This is a genomic window from Hymenobacter terricola (genome assembly GCF_017921975.2).
GTDB classification, from domain to species: Bacteria; Bacteroidota; Bacteroidia; order Cytophagales; family Hymenobacteraceae; genus Hymenobacter; species Hymenobacter terricola.
In genome coordinates this window covers 156005-172928 of the sequence record NZ_JAGEMO020000001.1, presented here as the reverse complement: position 1 = coordinate 172928, position 16924 = coordinate 156005, and the positions used below count along the sequence as shown (strand labels likewise).

Below are 16924 nucleotides of genomic sequence, written 5' to 3'. Positions count from 1 at the left end.
CCAATTGGCAAGGTCACCTGACCGCATATGAAACGCTGGCTTTTTCTGATACTGATGGCAGGGCTCTGGCACGCTGGACCGGCCAAAGCGCAAATACATGTAGCTGATAGCCTACAAGCGCTGCTACAGGCCGAGCCTCGGGCCGATACCACCCGCGTACGGCGGCTGCAAGCCCTCAGCTCGGCCCTGATGCTGGCCGCCCCCTTGCAGTCGGCCACGGTGCTGAAGCAGGCCTTGAAGCTGAGCCGCCGCCTCCATGACGCCGTAGGCGAGGGCCAGGCCTTGGTACGGCTGGGTACGCTCTGCCGGCGCCAAGCCGATTACGAGCAGGCCCGGCGCTACACGCAGCAGGCGCAAAACCTGTTCATGCAGCGGCACGATTCGGTGGGGCTGGCCAAAATATTCTTGCAATGGAGCCTGATTGAGGCGGAGCAGGAAAATCCGGCGGCTTCGCTGCGGGCAGCTTTGCAGGGCTTGCCCTACGCCGAGCGAACGGGCAACCGGGTAGATGCCGCCCGCTTGCAGGTAGCAATAGGCAGCGTGTACGTGCAGCTCGGCAACTACCAAGATGCGGTTAAGGTATTGCTGCCGGCGTTGCGTAGCGCCGAAGCGTCGGGCGATAAGCATGCACTGGCAACGGCCTTAAACCTGCTGGGCAATGCCTACCAGCAATTGCACGACCGGCCACGGGCGGTGGGCTACTTCAACCGGTCGATGCGCCTGAACCGCCAGTTGAACGACGTCATTAGCGCATTAATTGACGAAATCAATCTCTCGATTCTGTACGTGGAAGAAGGCCGCCTGCGCGAGGCGCTATTCCACGCCAGCCGTGCGCGCGCCGAAGCCATTTCCAATAAAGATGCGTACAACCTGCCTCCAGCCGAACTGGCTATGGCGCGCGTGTACCTGCTGCAGGGCCGCACCGACAGCGCAATGGCCTTGGCGCGTCACGCCTTTGCGCTAAGTCAGTCGTCACGCAGCAACGAAAGCTTGCGCAATGGCAGCGACATCCTGGCCCAGGCCTTCGCCCAACGGGGCGATTTTGCCAATGCCTACCACTACCAGCGGCTGTGGGTGGCCTATAAGGATTCGGTGACTGGCGAAGAGACGCAGAAGAAAACCAGCGCCCTCCGCTACGGCTACGAGCTGGATAAAAAGCAGAGCCAGATTATCCTGCTTAAGCAGCGCCAACAGCTGCAAGCCCAGCAGGCGGCCCGGCAGCACCAAAAAATGCTGGGCTTGCTGGCGGGCGTACTGGGCCTGGTGCTGCTGGCGGCGCTGCTGGCCCGCAACGTTTTCCTCAAGCAACGGGCCAACCGGACGCTGAACGTGAAGAATGCCCAGATTGCCCACCACCGCGACCAACTGGACAGCACTCTGACCAAGCTGAAAGCCACCCAGAGTCAGCTGGTGCAGAGCGAGAAGATGGTGGCCCTGGCGGCCCTCACGGCGGGCGTGGCCCACGAGATTCAGAACCCGCTCAATTTTGTTAATAATTTCTCCGAAGTGAGCTTGGAGCTGGTGACTGAGCTGGAGGAGGAGCGCCAGCAACCCGCTCGCGATGAAAAGCTGGAAAATGAGCTGTTTGGCGACTTGAAGAAGAACCTGCACAAAATTCACCAGCACGGCAGCCGGGCCGGCGACATTGTGAAAGGCATGCTGGAGCACGCGCACGCCGATACCGGCCAGCGCCAGCCCGTGGACCTCAATGCCATGGCCCAGGACTACCTGCGCCTGGCTTACCACGGCCTGCAAAGCAAGCACCAGAACGTCAGCGTTGCGCGCACCTTCAAGCTGGACCCCGACCTGGGGCCGCTCCAGCTGGTGCCGCAGGAAATCGGGCGGGTGCTGCTCAACCTGTTCACCAATGCTTTTTATGCCGTCCAGCACAAAATGGCCGCACTGGGCCCTGCTTACGCGCCCGAAGTGCAGGTGAGCACCCGGCGGCAGGGCGGGGACGTGGAGCTGCGCGTGCGCGACAATGGCACCGGCATCCCGGCCATGGTAGTTGACAAAATATTCGAGCCCTTTTTCACCACCAAGCCCACGGGCGAGGGTACCGGACTGGGCCTCTGGCTCAGCTACGACATCATCACCAAAGGCTACGGGGGCAAGCTCAGCGTGCACACCCAAGAGGGCGAATACACCGAATTCGTGGTGCGAATTCCTTGCGATATTAAAGCCAAAGTGCCCGCCGAAGACTACAAAAAAGTGGCGCAGGACTGAGGTCCTGCGCCACTTGCGGGCAACGTTGGAAATGGGTTCTACAGAATAAACCGGGTGCTCAGAAAGCTGCTTTCCTGGCCGTCCACAATCTCGTTGAAGAGGTGCTTGTTGGCCTCCGTTTGCTTGGTGGCCACCACCGTGCGGATGCTGAACGAGCGCAGGGCATCGTAGACCGAAAGCGTGCCCTCGGCCGAGTCTTTGCGGCCGGTGAAGGGGAACGTATCCGGCCCGCGCTGGCACTGGGCATTGATGTTCACGCGGCTCACCTGGTTCACGAGCTGGTCAATCAGGTCGGCCACTTCCTGCGATTCGGAGCCGAAAATGCTCACCTGCTGGCCGTGGTCCGAGTCGATGATGTACTGAATGGCCTCGTCGACTTTCGCGAAAGAAGCCACCGGCACCACCGGCCCAAACTGCTCTTCGCGCCACACTTTCATGCCGTCCTTCACGGGGTAGAGCAGGGCGGGGTACATGAGCGGGCCGGCGCTGGTGCCGCCGCCTTCGTTCACTATGCGGGCGCCTTTGGCCTGGGCATCGGCAATAACTTCTTCGAGGTAGCCGGGCTTTTGGGGCTCGGGCAGGGGCGTGATGTTCACGCCCGCGTCCCAGGGCATGCCGGGTTTCAGCTGGTTGATTTCGAGGGCGAAGCGCTGCACAAAGTCCTCGGCAATGCTCTCGTGCACCATAAACAGCTTGAGCGCGGTGCAGCGCTGGCCGTTGAAGCTCAGCGCGCCCAGCACGGCTTCCCGCACGGCCACGTCCAAATCGGCATCGGGCATGATGATGGCCACGTTCTTGGCATCGAGCCCGAGGATGGCGCGGAGGCGGTTGGATTTGGGGTGCAGCTTCTTGAGCGAGTCGGCCACGCGGCTGCTGCCGATGAGGCCCAGCGCGTCAATCTTGCCCGAGGCCATGAGGGCCGGCACCACGGCGTTGCCGCGCCCGTACACCGTGTTCACCACGCCCTTGGGGAAGGCTTCGGTGAAGGCCTGGAGGAGCGGGAAGTGCAGCAGGGTGCCGTGTTTCGGGGGTTTGAATAGCACGGTGTTGCCCATAATCAGGGCCGGAATCAACATGCAGAACGTCTCGTTCAGCGGGTAGTTGAAGGGACCCATGCAGAGCACCACGCCCAGCGGCGAGCGCCGAATCTGGCCAATAATGCCTTCGGTGATGGTGAAGCGCGACGAGTCGCGGTCCATGTCCTTGAGCGAGTCAATGGTGTTGCGGATGTAGTCGACGGTGCGGTCGAATTCCTTCTCCGAATCGGCGGCCGACTTGCCGATTTCCCACAGCAGCAGCTTCACGATTTCGGCCTTGCGGGCCACGATGAGGCGGGTGAATTTCTCCACCGCCGCAATGCGGTTGGCCACGCTCATGGCGGGCCACTCGCCCCGGCCGTGGTCGTAGGCGCGCACGGCGGCATCGAGGGCTTTGAGGCTTTCGGCCTCATCCAGCAACGGATAGGAGCCGATGACGCGGGGCTTGAGCGAGCCATCGGGCTGGCGCTCGGCCATGGGCGAAATGACTTCCTGCGTGGGGCCGGCCCACTCGCGCAGCTCGCCGTCGAGCAGGTACTGGCGCTGGTGCAGTGGCTCAGTCAGCCGCCATGCTTCGGGAATGCCCGCTTCGTTGGGCGGGAAGAGTTGCGTTAGACTTTCTGTGGTTACAGACATGGGTCAGATGGGGAAACAGTGTGCGGTGCGAACCTACACAAAAGCCAATGGCAATCGGAATTGTTGGTTCCTGGCGGCCCTTAGGCCGGAATTTACGGGAACGTTTGCGGGGCATACCCGAAGAGATAGGCCGTATGTTCGGGCAAAAAATATTTTTCGCCCCATGCCACTCCGACTCCTGCTTCTGCTCAATTTCGCCGCGGCCGCCTACCTCACCGGCCTCATCTGGACAGTGCAGGTCGTGCATTACCCCAGCTTTGGCAAGGTGCCGAAGGAGGCCTGGGCAGCCTTTCACGCGGCCCACACCCGCCGCATGAGCTACGTGGTGCTGGCCCCGATGGTGCTGGAACTTGGCCTGGCCATCTGGCTGGCCTGGGCCGGCCGCGCCGCGCTGCCCGGTGGCGCGGGCTGGTGGAGCCTGGCTTTGGTTCTCCTGATTTGGGCGGCCACGTTTTTTATTTCGGTGCCGTTTCACAATCGCCTTGAACAAGGCTACGATTACATCGCCATCGACGGCCTCACGCGCACCAACTGGCTGCGGACGCTGGCCTGGACGGCACGGGCCCTGCTGCTGGGCTGGCTGCTGGTATAATAAAATAAAAACCCCTCGCCGGACGTGCCAACGAAGGGGTTGATAAAAATCGCAGGGAGACGTTAGTTGCCGAGCAGACTTTTCTCGCGCGTGGCCTTAAACTCCGAGCCTTCCTTCCACTTCGGAAAGGTCGTTTCGCTGGCTAGCTTTTGGCCGATACGGAACAGCAGGCGGGCATCCTGGGCAGCGCCGCGCAGGTCCCATTTGGGGTCGAACTGGTCGGAGGGCTGGTGGTAATTCTTTTCTTCAAAGTCTTTGCGCTCCTTCTCGGCGAAGGCTTTGCCGTGCAGGCGGCTCTCGAACTCGCCGCTGGCGTACAGGGCCGGGATGCCGACTTTGGCGAAGCTGAAATGGTCGGAGCGGTAGAAGCTGCCGGTTTCGGGGTGCTGGTAGGGGATGACGTAGCGGTTCTGCTCCTTGGCAGCGGCGCGGGCGTAGTCGTCCAGCTCCGATTGGCCGTAGCCGGTGATGGTCAGGTCGCGCATCGGCCCGAAGGCCAGCAGCTCGTCCATGTTGATGTCGGCCACGGTGTTGGCCACCGGGAACAACGGGTGCTGGGCGTAGTAGTCGGAGCCCAGCAGGCCCTGCTCCTCGCCGGTCACGGCCAGGAATACGATGCTGCGGCCCGGCGTTGAGTTGGCCTGCACGAAGCCGGTGGCAATGGCCAGCAGGCCGGCGCAGCCGCTGGCGTTGTCGAGGGCGCCGTTATAAATCGAGTCGCCCGCCACGGCCTTGCCCACGCCCAGGTGGTCCCAGTGCGCCGAGTAGATGATGTATTCCTTGGGCCGCGTGGTGCCGGGCAGCACGGCCACCACGTTTTTCGAGGCTTTGAGCGTGATTTTATTGTGCAGCGTGGTACTGATGCTCAGCCCGAAGGCCTTGCCGTGGAAGCCCGGTTTGTTGGCGGCGGTGTAGGCTTCGTCGTAGTTCTGGCCGGCCGCCGTGAAGAGGCGCTTGGCGGCGTCCAGCGTTATCCAGCCTTCCACGGCCAGCTTACTGGCGCCGTGGTCGGGCGTTTGGGGGTGCAGCTTGGCGCCACCGTTGCTGCTTTGCACCACCGTCCAGGGGTAGGAGGCGGGCTTGGTGTCGTGGATGATGAGCAGGCCGGTGGCGCCGTGCCGGATGGCCTCCTCGTACTTGTAGCCCCAGCGGCCGTAATACGTCATGGCCTTGCCCTTGAACAGGATGGTGTCGTTGCCCGCGTTGCCGGGGTCGTTTATCAGCACCACCACGGTCTTGCCTTTCACGTCGAGGCCGGCGTAGTCGTCCCACTTATACTCGGGCGCCGTCACGCCGTAGCCGGCAAACACCAGCGGCGAATTCTTGATTACAACCGTGGGCTGCTCCCGCTCGGTGAGGAACATGTAGTCGGCCCGGTACTTCAGGGTCAGGCTTTTGCCGTTGCCGCCGATGGTCGCGGTCGAGTCGGGCGTGCCGGCTATTTCCACCAGCGGCACCGCCTGGAAGTAGCTGCCGTTGGGGCCGGGTTGCAAGCCCAGCTTTTTAAATTCCGAAGCCAGGTAAGCCGTGGCTTTTTCCTCGCCGGCCGTGAAGGGCCGCCGGCCCTGGTACTCATCCGACGCCAGCACCTTGATGTGCCGGGCGATGAGGGCAGGCGTGATGCCATCGGCCGGCGCGGGCACGCTGGCCGTGTCGGTGGGTTCGGCTTCGGTTGGGGCAGTAGTAGTTGCCGTTTCCGACGACGAGGTTTTGCCCTGGCAGCTCGCCAGCAGCAGGCCCGCCGCCGCCGGCACCAGCCAGCCGCGAAATGTGGATAAATGCATCAGTACAAGTCGTTACGCCCGGACTGAGCCCGGACTGCCTACAACCGGGCAAAATGCTCGGCCGCAATCCGCGCGCCTTCATCGGTGCAGATGCCGCGAATGTAGTACAGGAAGATGCTGCGAAACACTTCGCCCGGGCTGAACCGGTCGGGCGGGAAAATCCGGGGGTTGAGCAGGAGGTTGAGCTGCTCAATCAATATCTTGGTTACCAGCTGAATATTAATGTCGGAACGAAACAGACGGTTGCGGATGCCATCGTTCAGCAGCTGCTGCAGCTGCGGGGCCGAGTAGCTGGCGAAATGCTCCGTTACCACATCCCAGACCCGAGGAAAATCGGTCTGCAAATCGCCGTAGAAATGGCTGGGCACCAAGGCCAAATCGCGCAACCCGAGCTGCAACAGGCCATACAGCCGTTCCACCGCCGACGAATACTGGGCGTAGAGGGCGCTGTGCTCGCGTTTCTGCCGCTCAATATCGGCCAGCAGGGCGTGGTGCACCAACGTGGCGCGGTCGGCAAACTGGGCCGTGAGGTCGGGCACGGTGGTGCGCAGGGCCGTGGCCAGCTGCGCATCGGTAGCGGTGTGCAGGCCGTGTTGGTAAAAGACGGGCATGGCCGCCTCCAAAGAAGCCGCCGAAGGAGTAAAATCGGGCATAAGTGGGAAACAAAGGAATGCGTCTAACGGAGGAGCCGCCCCGCAAGTTGGGCGGCCCGGCAGGCCCCGAAATCAACGGCGGTGGTGGGCCGATAAATCTTACTGGATTGCGCCCAAAAGGAAGAAAAACAGCAGCTGCGTGAGGTAGACCAGCGGCACCAGCGGGTTGAATTTAACGAAGCGCGCCCGATTGAACAGCATCTGCAGAATGCAGGCGATGATGAACCAGTCGCGGAAATTTTGGAGCGGAATGATATTTGCCGTCCAGTGCCAGAAATCGTAGTGGCCGGCCACCGGCTCCAGGCAGGCATCGAAACCCACCATGAGCAGGGCGGCGAGGATGGTGCGGGGCAGCTCGGGCAGGGGCAGGTAGCGGGCCAGGGTGCCGCACACATACGTTAGCACCAGCCAGTTGAGGCCAATGAGGGGCGGCACGCCCACGAACGGCGGCATATCCAGCAGCTTTGGGCCCAGGGTGCTGCCGTAGGTGTAGTGCCCGAACACCTTGCCGGTGTTCACGCCCACAAACTCGGCCAGCACGCCCAGCAGCACCACCGAGAAGCAGAACCCCCAAAAACCGGCCCCGCGCCCCGGCTGAAACGCCACCAGCAGCCCGGCGGTGAGCACCAGCGTGAGGGGCGTGAACTTGAGGTAGAAATCGGGATTCTTCGAAAAAGCCAGCCCCACGAAGCCCGTGATGTGGAACAGCAGCACCAGGCCTTGGGCCACGCGCAGTCGGCCGGTAGTTGCGGCCGGTAGCGGCTCGGTGTAATCAACCATGTTTTAAGGAACGAGGAATAAAGCCGGGGCGTGAAGAATGAACAGCTGACCATTCCTCCCTCCTCCGGCTTCATTCCTCATTGATAAGGGACGAAACGATTTTGGCAGATAGCAGGCACAGCGGAATGCCGCCGCCCGGATGCACGGAGCCGCCGCAAAAGTACAGCCCTTCGAGCCGCCCCGAAAAATTGGGGTGCCGCAAAAACGCCGCCAGCGCGTTGTTGGAGGAGCTGCCGTAGAGCGCGCCGCCAAACGACGACGTGTCGGCCGCGATGCCGGGCGGCGTCCAGGTTTTCTCGACGGCAATCAGCGGCTCGATGTCGGTGCCCAGTGCCCGGCTTAGCTTCCGGAGCACGCTGGCGCGGGTTTTCTGCGTCAGGGCGGCCCAGTCCTGGCCCTGGTCGTGGGGCACGTTCACCATCACAAACCAGTTTTCGTGGCCGGCCGGGGCGTCGGTGGGCGTTTTTTTGGAGGTCACGTTCACGTACACCGTCACGTCATTGGCCACGGTTTTATCCTGAAAAATGGCCTGAAACTCGCGCTGATAATCAGCCGAAAAAAAGATGTTGTGCAACTCCAGCTCAGCAAATTCTTGGGTGATGCCCCAATAAAAAATGAGCGCCGAGGAGGAGCGGGGCTGGGCCAGCGTGCGCTCCGGCGCGGGCTGGCCCGGCAGCAGGCGCCGGTAGGTGGGCACCACGTCCATGTTGCTCACCACCCGGCCGAAGTCGTACACCTCCAGCACGGTGCGCACGCCGGTCACGCGGTTTTCGGCCGTCACGATTTCCTCCACCGGCTCATTGTAGCGGAATTTCACCCCGAACTCCGTGGCCAGTTTCACCAGGCTTTCGGCGATGGCGTAGATGCCGCCTTCGGGATAGAAAGCACCGATTCCGTGCTCCAGGTGCGGAATCATGCTCAGCGTGGCCGGGGCCTGGTAGGGGTCCGAGCCGTTGTAGGTGGCGTAGCGGTCGAAGAGCTGCACGAGGCGCGGGTCGTTGCCAAAGGCTTTTTCGTGGCGCTGGTGCATGGTGCCCAACAGGCCCAGCCGCGGTAGGGCGGCCACCGCTTTCAGGGTTTCGGGGCTGAAATAGGTGCCGGCTTTGTGCAGCGACTTGTGCAAAAAGGTGCCCGCCGTAGCGTCATACGCCTTACCGGCGTGCGTCAGAAACTCGGTAACTGCCGCCGCTGGCGTGCCCAGCTTTTCCTCCACTTCGGCCGCGAATTTCCCCGCTTCAGCCCAGGCCGTGAGCCGCGTACCATCCGCAAAAAAGTAGTTGGTGATGGGGTCCAGCCGTTCATACCGGAAGTAGTCGGCCGGCTCGCGGCCCGCCAGCCGGAAAATATCATCCACCAGCTGCGGCAGCGTGAAGAGCGACGGCCCGGCATCGAACCGATACCCGCCCGGCAGCGCGAACTGCTGCATCTTGCCCCCAAACGTGGGCCCGGCCTCAAACACCGTAACGGCATGCCCCGCCACCGCCAGCCGCACCGCCGCGGCAATGCCCGCGATGCCCGCCCCGATGACGGCGACGGGCTGCCGGGAGGGCGACACTTTTTTTGCTTTTGTAAACACAGAACTGCTAACCAACGCAACCGGGGAAGATGTTTGGCTGATGCCGACGGGCATAGCACATTGTAGCGCAGACTTTGAGCGTCTGCGCGTGCACGACACCCGCTCGACCGACCCACGCGGACTCCCAAAGTCCGCGCTGCATTGCTTACTCCACGGCCAGCACCAGCCCTTTCAAATACGCGCCTTCCGGGTGGAACAGGCTCACGGGGTGGTCGGCGGGCTGGGTGAGGCGGTGCAGGATGCGGGCCGGCCGGCCGGCTTCGATGGCGGCGGCCAGCACCGCGCCTTCGAATAATTCGGGGCTCACGACCTGGGAGCAGCTGAACGTGAACAGCAGCCCGCCCGGCGCGAGGTGGGCGATGCCGGCCGCATTCAGGCGCTTGTAGCCCATGAGGGCGGCGTGGCGGGCGCCCATGTGCTTGGCATAGGCGGGCGGGTCGAGGACCAGCAAATCGTACTGGGCCGAGTGGTTTTTGAGGAAGCCGAGCACGTCGTCGGGGTAGGCGGCGTGGCGGTCGGCGTGGCGGGAAAGCTCGGCGTTGCGCTCGGTGAGGGCAATGGCTTTCTTGCTGGAGTCGACGGAATGCACCAGCTCGGCGCCGGCTTCGAGGGCGTAGACGGAGAAGCCGCCGGTGTAGCAAAACGTGTTGAGCACGCGGCGGCCGGGCGAATAGCGGGCCAGCAGGGCGCGGTTGTCGCGCTGGTCAATAAAGAAACCGGTTTTCTGGCCGGTTTCCCAGTCCACGGCAAACTGGTGGCCATTTTCGGTCACGAGGTGCTCGGTGCCGGTGCTTTCGCCGAAGAGGTAGCCGTTCTGGGCATCGGGCACGGCGTTGCCGGGCACGGTTTCGGCGCTCTTGTCGTAGATGGCGCGCAGCTTATCGCCGAACACTACTTGCAGGGCGGCTGCGATTTCGGGGCGGGCGCGATACATGCCCACGCTGTGGGCCTGCACCACGGCCACGTCGCCGTACACGTCGATGATGAGGCCCGGCAGGCCGTCGCCCTCGGCGTGAATGAGGCGAAAAACGTCGGTATCGGCCGCGCCGGTCAGGCGCAGGCGCTGCCGCAGCTGGTAGGCATTGCCCAGCTTGGCCTGCCAGAATTCGGCGGTGGGCAGCACGGCGTTCTGGCCAAAATCCAGCATGCGCACGGCAATGGAGCCGCCGCCCGAAAAGTGGCCCACGCCCAGCAATTCGCCATCAATGGCTTCGACGAGCACGGCGTCGCCCTCGTGGGTGTCGCCCTTCACGCGGGCAATGGCGCCGGAGAATACCCAGGGGTGGCGGCGGCGTAGGGAGTGGTCTTTTCCGTTTTTGAGGACGATGGTGGCGGGATTTAGCATAGGACGGCAAAGGTACGGCCCGCTATGTGCGAACTTTGCGGTCCCGTTTCCGTCCTTCCCCTTTCTCCAATTCCCACCCATGCCCGCCCGCCTTGCCATTATCGACTTTGAGCCTGCGCATCAGGTCGCTTTTCGGATGCTGAATTACGAAGTGAACTACGAGTGGATTTCCCGCTATTTCAACTCCGAACGCCCCGACGACCAGTCTCTCGATTACCCCCAACGACGCATTCTGGATACCGGCGGCCACATTCTGATGGCCGTGTGCGACGGCGAGATTGCGGGCACCTGCGCCCTCGTCAAAGAACCCGACGGCGTGTATGAGCTCGCCAAAATGGCTGTTGCTGCCCGCATGCAGCGGCACGGCATCGGCTGGGCGCTGGGGCAAAGCATTCTGTGCAAAGCCCGGCAGCTGGGCGCCCGCCGCGTGGAAGTGATGCTGGACGCCGACATGCGGCCGGCCCTGGCGCTCTACGACAAGCTGGGCTTTCGGCCCGTGCCCCTGCGGCCGCTGCCCTACAACCGGGGCGATACGCGCATGGTACTCGATTTTTAATTATTTCCGGCCAAACCAGCGCCGGTAAATGGGGCGCCGCCAGGCAAACTGGGCCCACATGGCGGGGTAAATCAGCACGTCGAGCAGGCGGGAAGCGGTGCGGTATTCCAGGTTATCGACGATGAGGCAGCCGCCGTTGGGGCCGGGTTCCAGCAGGTGGCGGTGCTGCCAGTAGCGCAACGGCGGCGGCAGAATCCGGCCTTCGTCCACGAAAAAGTGGGTGCCGTCAGGCAGCACGCCGTCATCGGTGATGAGCGAAGTCCAGGAGAGCTTTTTGACCAAGGTGTCCAGCTCGATTTCGACCACATCACCAGTGCGGCAGCCGTCGAAGCGGCGCAGCTTCAGCTTTGGAAAAGGCGGGGCCAGGGCCAGAAACAGTTCGCGGGTGAAGCCGGCCATTACCTGGGCGGGCGTTTGGGGCACGGCAGTGCGGAGGAGAACGCGCATAAGGTCAGTTATAGGTCAGTTAACAGTGAACAGTGAGCACAAGAACGTCATGCAGAGCGCAGCGAAGCATCTCGCTCGGGGTACTAACTCAATCGATTGGTTTACTGCTGCACGCGAGATGCTTCACTGCTCGCTGCTCACTGCAATCCGGTTACCCGAAACTCGACGCGGCGGTTGAGGCGGCGGGTGATTTCCTGGGCGTTGCTGGCCACGGGCTGGGCACCGCCGTAGCCGATGCCGCTGATGCGGCCCTCGGCCACGCCGTGGCCCACGAGGTAGGCTTTCACGGCCGCCACGCGCTGCTCGCTGAGGACGACGTTCTTTTCGGGCGGCCCCACGTTGTCGGTGTGGCCGCGCAGCTCAATGGTGAGGCGGGGGTTATCGGTCATAAGGCGCACCAGCTGGTCGAGGGCGGGCGCGGAGGTGGGCAGCAGCACGGCCTGGCCCTGCTCGAACTGCACGTTATCGAGCGGCAGCGTGGTGCCCACGGCGAAGGGGCGGAGCAGAATGTCGCGCCGGACGGTGCCGGGCCCCGCCGTCCACAGGGTGTCAATGGCAAGGTAGCCGGCTAGCTGGGCGTGGGCGGCGTAGGGCTGGCCGGGGACGGCCGCATAAGCAAAATTGCCCTGGGCTGTGATGGGCACACTCATTTCGTCGCCTTCGGGCCCGAAGCGTAGCTGCGCTTCGGGCAGGGGCTGCGAGGTGATGGCATTCAGCACCCGCCCCCGCCAAAGCACAACCGTGGGCAGGGGCGCCGCCGGAGCCGTGCGGGGCACGATGCGAAACACGTTGCAGCCGGCCAAATCGGTGTAGGTGCCCTGGCGGACGCGGGTGGCCTTTTGCCGGGCCAGGTCGACCTTGTACAAGGCCCGGGGGCCGGCCAGGTAGAGGCGGCGGCGCCCGGCTTCGTCGTTCTGCATCAGCAGGTCGCTGTAGCCGCCGCGCTCGGGCAGGCCCTCAAGGGGCATCAGGTCGGGGAAGGGTTTCAGGGTGTTGAGGTCAACTTTCAGCAGGGAGCCGTCGGTGCTGTACACGAGGTACATGGTGTGGGCATCGTCGAGGCAGAAGTTGCCGTGGGTGCCCGCGCCCGGGAAGCCGATGGCGCGGTAGAACGGGGCTTTTTGCAGCGGGTCGGTTTTCCAGACCACGGTCACGGCGCCGGCGGTGGGGTCCACTTTCACGAGTTGGTTGGCGTCGGAAGTCAGGAAATACAGGTCGCCCTTGTCGTCGGTAGCGGCCGAAATCCAGCTGACATCGGGGCCCTGCGCCGGCAGCCGCCAGGTGGTGTAGCGGCCCTGGCGTGCGGCGGGGTCGTAGCGGTACACCAGCTCGGGCGCATCGGTAGGGGCCTTGGTTACCGAGTACAGGCAGTTATCAAACCCCTTGGCTAGCGCGTAGGACTGAAACGGCAACGCCTGCCGGTGAATGATGGGCTGGTTGGTAAGGTCTTCGGTTGCAAACTCGTGGATGGTGCGGCAGTCGTCCAGCAGCTGGCCGTCGACGCGGTGGCTGGCCGCGATGCCGTACATCTTGTTGTCGCACTGCTGGTCGGCGTAGCGGCGGCTGGGCAGCCCCTTGGCCGTGAAGGCGAAGGATTCGACCAGCTGCTGTCCCTGGGCCAGGTAGCGGCCGTCCTGGCTGGTTTCGGCCCGGTACTCGGTGCGCAGCTCGTAGCCGCCGCGCCACACCTGCCGGCCCACCACGTGGGTGCGGGTGAGGGCGGTGGCGGCGTAGGTATAGTCGTAGCGCACCTCGTCGTAGGGGCCGTTGTCGCGCTGCTCAATGCGCAGCACCTGGGCCTGGGGCAACCGCAGCACGCGCCGCCATGTCGAATCCTGCCCGCCGGCCGCCGTTAGCTTAAGCTCTTTTTCCGCATCGGGCAGCTCCCGCACGGTGAGGGTAGCCACGGCCGGGACCGGCCGGCCCGTGGCGGGCGCGTAGAAGGCGGCCTCGGCCCCGGCCACGTCTTTGCGCAGCTGCCAGGTGCCGGGGTAGGCCACCTGGTAGCGCGCCTGGGCATCGGTGTAGGTGGCCAGGGGCGGTGCCGGCTGGGCGCGCAGCGTCCCTGACAGGGCCAGCAGCAGCAATGGAAACAATCCGCGGGGCGTCAGATACATCTAAAAAGTCCAGAGCCGTCCTACTTCGGCAAGCTCAGCAGGTTTTCTGTTATTCGGTTGATAGTTGAAAACAGACCACTGCCAAGGTAGGGTTGAATAAACAAAAGAGCCCGTTTCTCAGCAAGAAACGGGCTCTGCGTTTGATTGATGCACGTTCAGGCCTCGCTTTTCATGGCAATACCCCCCTTATGATTTACCCCAGCAGCTCCTCGATATCGGCCCGCGTAAGGTGCTTGATTACGGCCTCGTCGGTGGCAATCAGCTCGCTCACCAGCGCCAGCTTGCGGCGCTGCAAGGCCAGGATTTTCTCTTCCACCGTGCCCTGGGTGATGAACTTGTAGGTGAACACCGGCCGCAGCTGGCCGATGCGGTGGGCGCGGTCCACGGCCTGGGCTTCCACGGCGGGGTTCCACCACGGGTCGAGGATGAAGACGTAGTCGGCGGCGGTGAGGTTGAGGCCCACGCCGCCGGCTTTCAGGCTGATGAGGAAGATTTTGAGGCTTTCGTCCTCCTGGAAACGGGCCACTTCGGCGGGCCGGTCGCGGGTGGTGCCATCGAGGTAGGCGTAAGCCAGCTGCCGCTCATCGAGCGCGGCGCGCACCAAACTCAGGTGCTGCACAAATTGACTAAACACCAGCACCTTGTGCCCCTCGGCCACCACGTTGCGAATCATGCGCAGCACCTCGCGCAGCTTGCCCGATTCGTGCGCGTAATGCTCGTCGGCCAGGCGCGGGTGGTTGGCAATCTGGCGCAGGCGGGTGAGGCCCTGCAGCAGCAGAAACTGCGTGCTGGCCGGGCCGTGCTCGTCCAGGTTGCGCAGGATTTTGTTGCGGTAGAAGCTCTTGGTTTCCTCGTAGGCGTGGGCCTGCTCCTCCGTCATCTGGCAGTAGCTCAGCTGCTCCGTTTTCTCGGGCAGCTCCTTGGCCACCTGGGCCTTGTGCCGCCGCAGAATGAAGGGCTTGATGAGGGCGTGCAGCCGCCGGGTGCGCCCTTCGTCCTGGTTCTTCTCGATGGGCTTGAGGAATTCCTTGCGGAAAAATGCCTGCGTGCCCAGCAAGCCCGGGTTGATGAACGACATCTGCGACCACAGGTCCATCGTGCTGTTTTCCACCGGCGTGCCGGTCAGAATCAGGCGGTGCTTGGAGCGCAGCTGCCGCACGGCTTGCGAGGTGGTGCTCGACGGATTTTTGATGGCCTGCGACTCGTCCAGAATCACGTAGTCGAACTTGTAGCTGGCCAGCAGCTCCGTGTCGAGGCGCACGATGCCGTAGCTGGTCAGCACCACGTCGTAGTCGGCAAACCGGTCGGGGTTTTTGTCGCGATAAGTGCCCGTGTAGGCCAGAATGCGCAGGTCGGGCGTGAATTTCTGGGCCTCATTCAGCCAGTTGAACACCAGCGAAGTGGGCAGCACCAGCAGCGAGGCCGCGCCCTGCGCCTCCCCGCTTTCGCGGCGGTGCTGCAGCATGGCCAGCGTCTGAATGGTTTTGCCCAAACCCATATCGTCGGCCAGGCAGCCGCCGAAATGATAGTCCTGCACGAAGCGCAGCCAGTTGTAGCCGGCCTTTTGGTAGGGCCGCAGGATGCCCACGAAGCCAGTGGGCAGCGGGTGGTCCTCCACTTCGGCAAAATCGCGCAGCTTGGCCAGCTTGCGGCCCATGCGCACGGTGGCCAGCTCGCTGCTCTGCAGGTCGGCCACCAGGGCCAGGTGGTGGCGGCGCAGGTTCAGACCGTCGGCCGTCTCTTCGCCGAAGGCAAACAGCTCCATATAGTCCGTAAACCACTCTTCGGGGATGATAGCAATCTGGCCGTTGGGCAGTTTAAACTCGCGGCGGCGCTGCAAAATGTGGCCCCGCAGCCGGATAAACGGAATTTCAATGTCGCCAAAATGCACCGTGCCGCGCACGTCAAACCAGTCGCCGGCTTCCTGAATGCCCACCTGAATACGGGTAGGGCCAATGAAGTAGCTTTTGGTGGCCGTGGCGGCGGCCTCCACGGTGTAGCCCAGTTCGGCCAGCGCAGGCGTGTTGTCGTGCAGCCACTTAAAGGCCTCGCTTTTGGGCAGCGTGGCGTGCCCATTCTCTACCGTGAGCCGGCGGGCGTGCAGCTCTTCCACGGTGGCCTGCTCCTGCTCAGGGTTGCGCAGCAGACGGTGGAATACGTAGCTGTCGGGCGTTTTTTCCAGGCGCACGCTCACCGGCTTGTCGGTGCCCAGGGGCATGAGGTGCGGGCCGTAGCGGAAGCTCAGCTCGAAGTGAATCTGCTCGGTTTCGGCCCCGCTTAGCAGGGGCGCAATGGGCTTGGGCATGGGAATGCGGCCCCGGCGCGGCGGCCCGGGCGGGCGCACGGGCGCTTCGGGCGCGGCCGGGGCCGGCAGCGAATCGCTGAACGTGAGCCGGGGCCGGGCCACGTAGCGCTCCGACCGAATGTCGAAGCCGCGGGCGTGCACCTCAAACGCCTCCATGAGCGGAGCCACAAACTTCTGGAAGTAGCTTTCTTCCACCTGCCGGGGCACCACAATAAATTTCTTCTTCAAGAACGGCAGCAGCTTGCGCCCGTCCACATCGGTGCGGAAAGAATACAGCAGGTCGTTCAGCAGCAGCCAGGCCGGTTGCACGCACACCAGTACGGCATCTTTGTGCTGAAAGTCAAGCCGCTGGCCCTGGTACTGGATGGTGGGGAAGTAGTGCGTGCCTTCCTCGTTGCGCCGGAAATGGAACAGGATGGACGCCTTGGCCGGGGCCATGCCGATTTCTTTCCACGTAGGCTCGCCGTCGCGGCCCATGATGAACACGCGCTTGCCCGCCAGCCGGGCCAGCAGGCCGCCCATGCGCGTTTGCACGTGCCGGGCAATGGCCTCCTGCATCGGCTTGTCGCCTTTGTCGGGGTTGTAGGTTTTGAGAAAGAACTCGGCCGTGGCGATTTTGCGGGGCCAGAATTCCTTCACCACCGCTTCCTGCTGAATCTGGTCGCAGAACTCCACCAGCTCGAAGTCGGTGGCGTCGAGGCCGTCGGCGAATTCGTGCGCGTTTTTCCCCGAAACGGTCTGGTGCTGAAGCGTAAGCTGGCCTCGCGGGCCCAACTGCACCACGTAGGCCGCGAACAAATGTCCGAGGAACTCGTGCTCGAAGAGCGAGTAGATAATTTGAAACGGTTCTGCGGTAGATACTTTCATAGC

Annotated in this window: 12 protein-coding genes; 3 read left to right on the top strand and 9 right to left on the bottom strand. The window is 63.3% G+C overall.

Going from position 1 to position 16924, the window contains the following annotated elements; translation table 11 throughout:
- The first annotated feature begins 27 nt into the window (after positions 1-27).
- A complete protein-coding gene (locus J4G38_RS00555; protein WP_210514186.1) occupies positions 28-2226 on the top strand; it encodes an ATP-binding protein in 2199 nt (732 codons plus the stop codon).
- A 38-nt stretch (positions 2227-2264) separates the two neighbouring features.
- Here J4G38_RS00555 and J4G38_RS00550 read toward each other — a convergent pair whose 3' ends face one another.
- Positions 2265-3899 (bottom strand): NADP-dependent glyceraldehyde-3-phosphate dehydrogenase, encoded by a 1635-nt coding sequence (locus tag J4G38_RS00550; protein ID WP_210514184.1) that lies wholly within the window; start codon positions 3897-3899, stop codon positions 2265-2267.
- Between the two features lie 163 nt (positions 3900-4062).
- On the opposite strand from J4G38_RS00550, the gene J4G38_RS00545 reads away from it, so the two are divergent.
- Entirely contained in the window at positions 4063-4491 is a 429-nt protein-coding gene (locus J4G38_RS00545) for a hypothetical protein (RefSeq protein ID WP_210514183.1), read from the top strand.
- A gap of 62 nt (positions 4492-4553) precedes the next feature.
- On the opposite strand, the gene J4G38_RS00540 is transcribed toward J4G38_RS00545, so the two are convergent.
- The 5 genes from J4G38_RS00540 to J4G38_RS00520 all read right to left on the bottom strand — a co-directional run bounded on the left by J4G38_RS00540 (position 4554) and on the right by J4G38_RS00520 (position 10629).
- Positions 4554-6275: a M28 family metallopeptidase gene (locus tag J4G38_RS00540; RefSeq protein WP_210514182.1), complete on the bottom strand. Its 1722-nt coding sequence runs from the start codon at positions 6273-6275 to the stop codon at positions 4554-4556.
- Between the two features lie 38 nt (positions 6276-6313).
- Positions 6314-6928 (bottom strand): TetR/AcrR family transcriptional regulator, encoded by a 615-nt coding sequence (locus J4G38_RS00535; protein WP_210514180.1) that lies wholly within the window; start codon positions 6926-6928, stop codon positions 6314-6316.
- A gap of 99 nt (positions 6929-7027) precedes the next feature.
- On the bottom strand, positions 7028-7708 hold the full coding sequence (locus J4G38_RS00530; RefSeq protein ID WP_210514179.1) for a carotenoid biosynthesis protein: 681 nt from the start codon (positions 7706-7708) through the stop codon (positions 7028-7030).
- A 70-nt stretch (positions 7709-7778) separates the two neighbouring features.
- Positions 7779-9263 carry a 1-hydroxycarotenoid 3,4-desaturase CrtD gene (crtD, locus tag J4G38_RS00525; RefSeq protein WP_226163032.1) on the bottom strand — a complete coding sequence of 495 codons (1485 nt, stop codon included), beginning with the start codon at positions 9261-9263 and terminating at the stop codon, positions 7779-7781.
- Positions 9264-9429: 166 nt separating this feature from the next.
- Entirely contained in the window at positions 9430-10629 is a 1200-nt protein-coding gene (locus J4G38_RS00520) for a class I SAM-dependent rRNA methyltransferase (protein ID WP_210514176.1), read from the bottom strand.
- 79 nt (positions 10630-10708) lie between these two features.
- Between J4G38_RS00520 and J4G38_RS00515 the strand changes: the two genes are divergently transcribed.
- Positions 10709-11185 carry a GNAT family N-acetyltransferase gene (locus J4G38_RS00515; protein WP_210514174.1) on the top strand — a complete coding sequence of 159 codons (477 nt, stop codon included), beginning with the start codon at positions 10709-10711 and terminating at the stop codon, positions 11183-11185.
- Here the strand turns inward: J4G38_RS00515 and J4G38_RS00510 are convergent, their stop codons facing one another.
- From J4G38_RS00510 to J4G38_RS00500, 3 genes are all read right to left on the bottom strand, one after another.
- Entirely contained in the window at positions 11186-11632 is a 447-nt protein-coding gene (locus J4G38_RS00510; protein ID WP_210514173.1) for an SRPBCC family protein, read from the bottom strand.
- Positions 11633-11769: 137 nt separating this feature from the next.
- Positions 11770-13749, bottom strand: a complete 1980-nt coding sequence (locus tag J4G38_RS00505) for an OmpA family protein (protein WP_210514172.1) — start codon at positions 13747-13749, stop codon at positions 11770-11772.
- A 193-nt stretch (positions 13750-13942) separates the two neighbouring features.
- Positions 13943-16921 (bottom strand): DEAD/DEAH box helicase, encoded by a 2979-nt coding sequence (locus tag J4G38_RS00500; protein WP_210514170.1) that lies wholly within the window; start codon positions 16919-16921, stop codon positions 13943-13945.
- Positions 16922-16924: the final 3 nt, after the last annotated feature.

Excerpts from the sequence above, each read along its gene's own strand:
- J4G38_RS00555 (WP_210514186.1), top strand. The coding sequence starts at position 28 with ATGAAACGCTGGCTTTTTCTGATACTGATGGCAGGGCTCTGGCACGCT.
- J4G38_RS00550 (WP_210514184.1), bottom strand. The coding sequence starts at position 3,899 with ATGTCTGTAACCACAGAAAGTCTAACGCAACTCTTCCCGCCCAACGAA.
- J4G38_RS00545 (WP_210514183.1), top strand. The coding sequence starts at position 4,063 with ATGCCACTCCGACTCCTGCTTCTGCTCAATTTCGCCGCGGCCGCCTAC.
- J4G38_RS00540 (WP_210514182.1), bottom strand. The coding sequence starts at position 6,275 with ATGCATTTATCCACATTTCGCGGCTGGCTGGTGCCGGCGGCGGCGGGC.
- J4G38_RS00535 (WP_210514180.1), bottom strand. The coding sequence starts at position 6,928 with ATGCCCGATTTTACTCCTTCGGCGGCTTCTTTGGAGGCGGCCATGCCC.
- J4G38_RS00530 (WP_210514179.1), bottom strand. The coding sequence starts at position 7,708 with ATGGTTGATTACACCGAGCCGCTACCGGCCGCAACTACCGGCCGACTG.
- J4G38_RS00520 (WP_210514176.1), bottom strand. The coding sequence starts at position 10,629 with ATGCTAAATCCCGCCACCATCGTCCTCAAAAACGGAAAAGACCACTCC.
- J4G38_RS00515 (WP_210514174.1), top strand. The coding sequence starts at position 10,709 with ATGCCCGCCCGCCTTGCCATTATCGACTTTGAGCCTGCGCATCAGGTC.
- J4G38_RS00510 (WP_210514173.1), bottom strand. The coding sequence starts at position 11,632 with ATGCGCGTTCTCCTCCGCACTGCCGTGCCCCAAACGCCCGCCCAGGTA.
- J4G38_RS00505 (WP_210514172.1), bottom strand. The coding sequence starts at position 13,749 with ATGTATCTGACGCCCCGCGGATTGTTTCCATTGCTGCTGCTGGCCCTG.
- J4G38_RS00500 (WP_210514170.1), bottom strand. The coding sequence starts at position 16,921 with ATGAAAGTATCTACCGCAGAACCGTTTCAAATTATCTACTCGCTCTTC.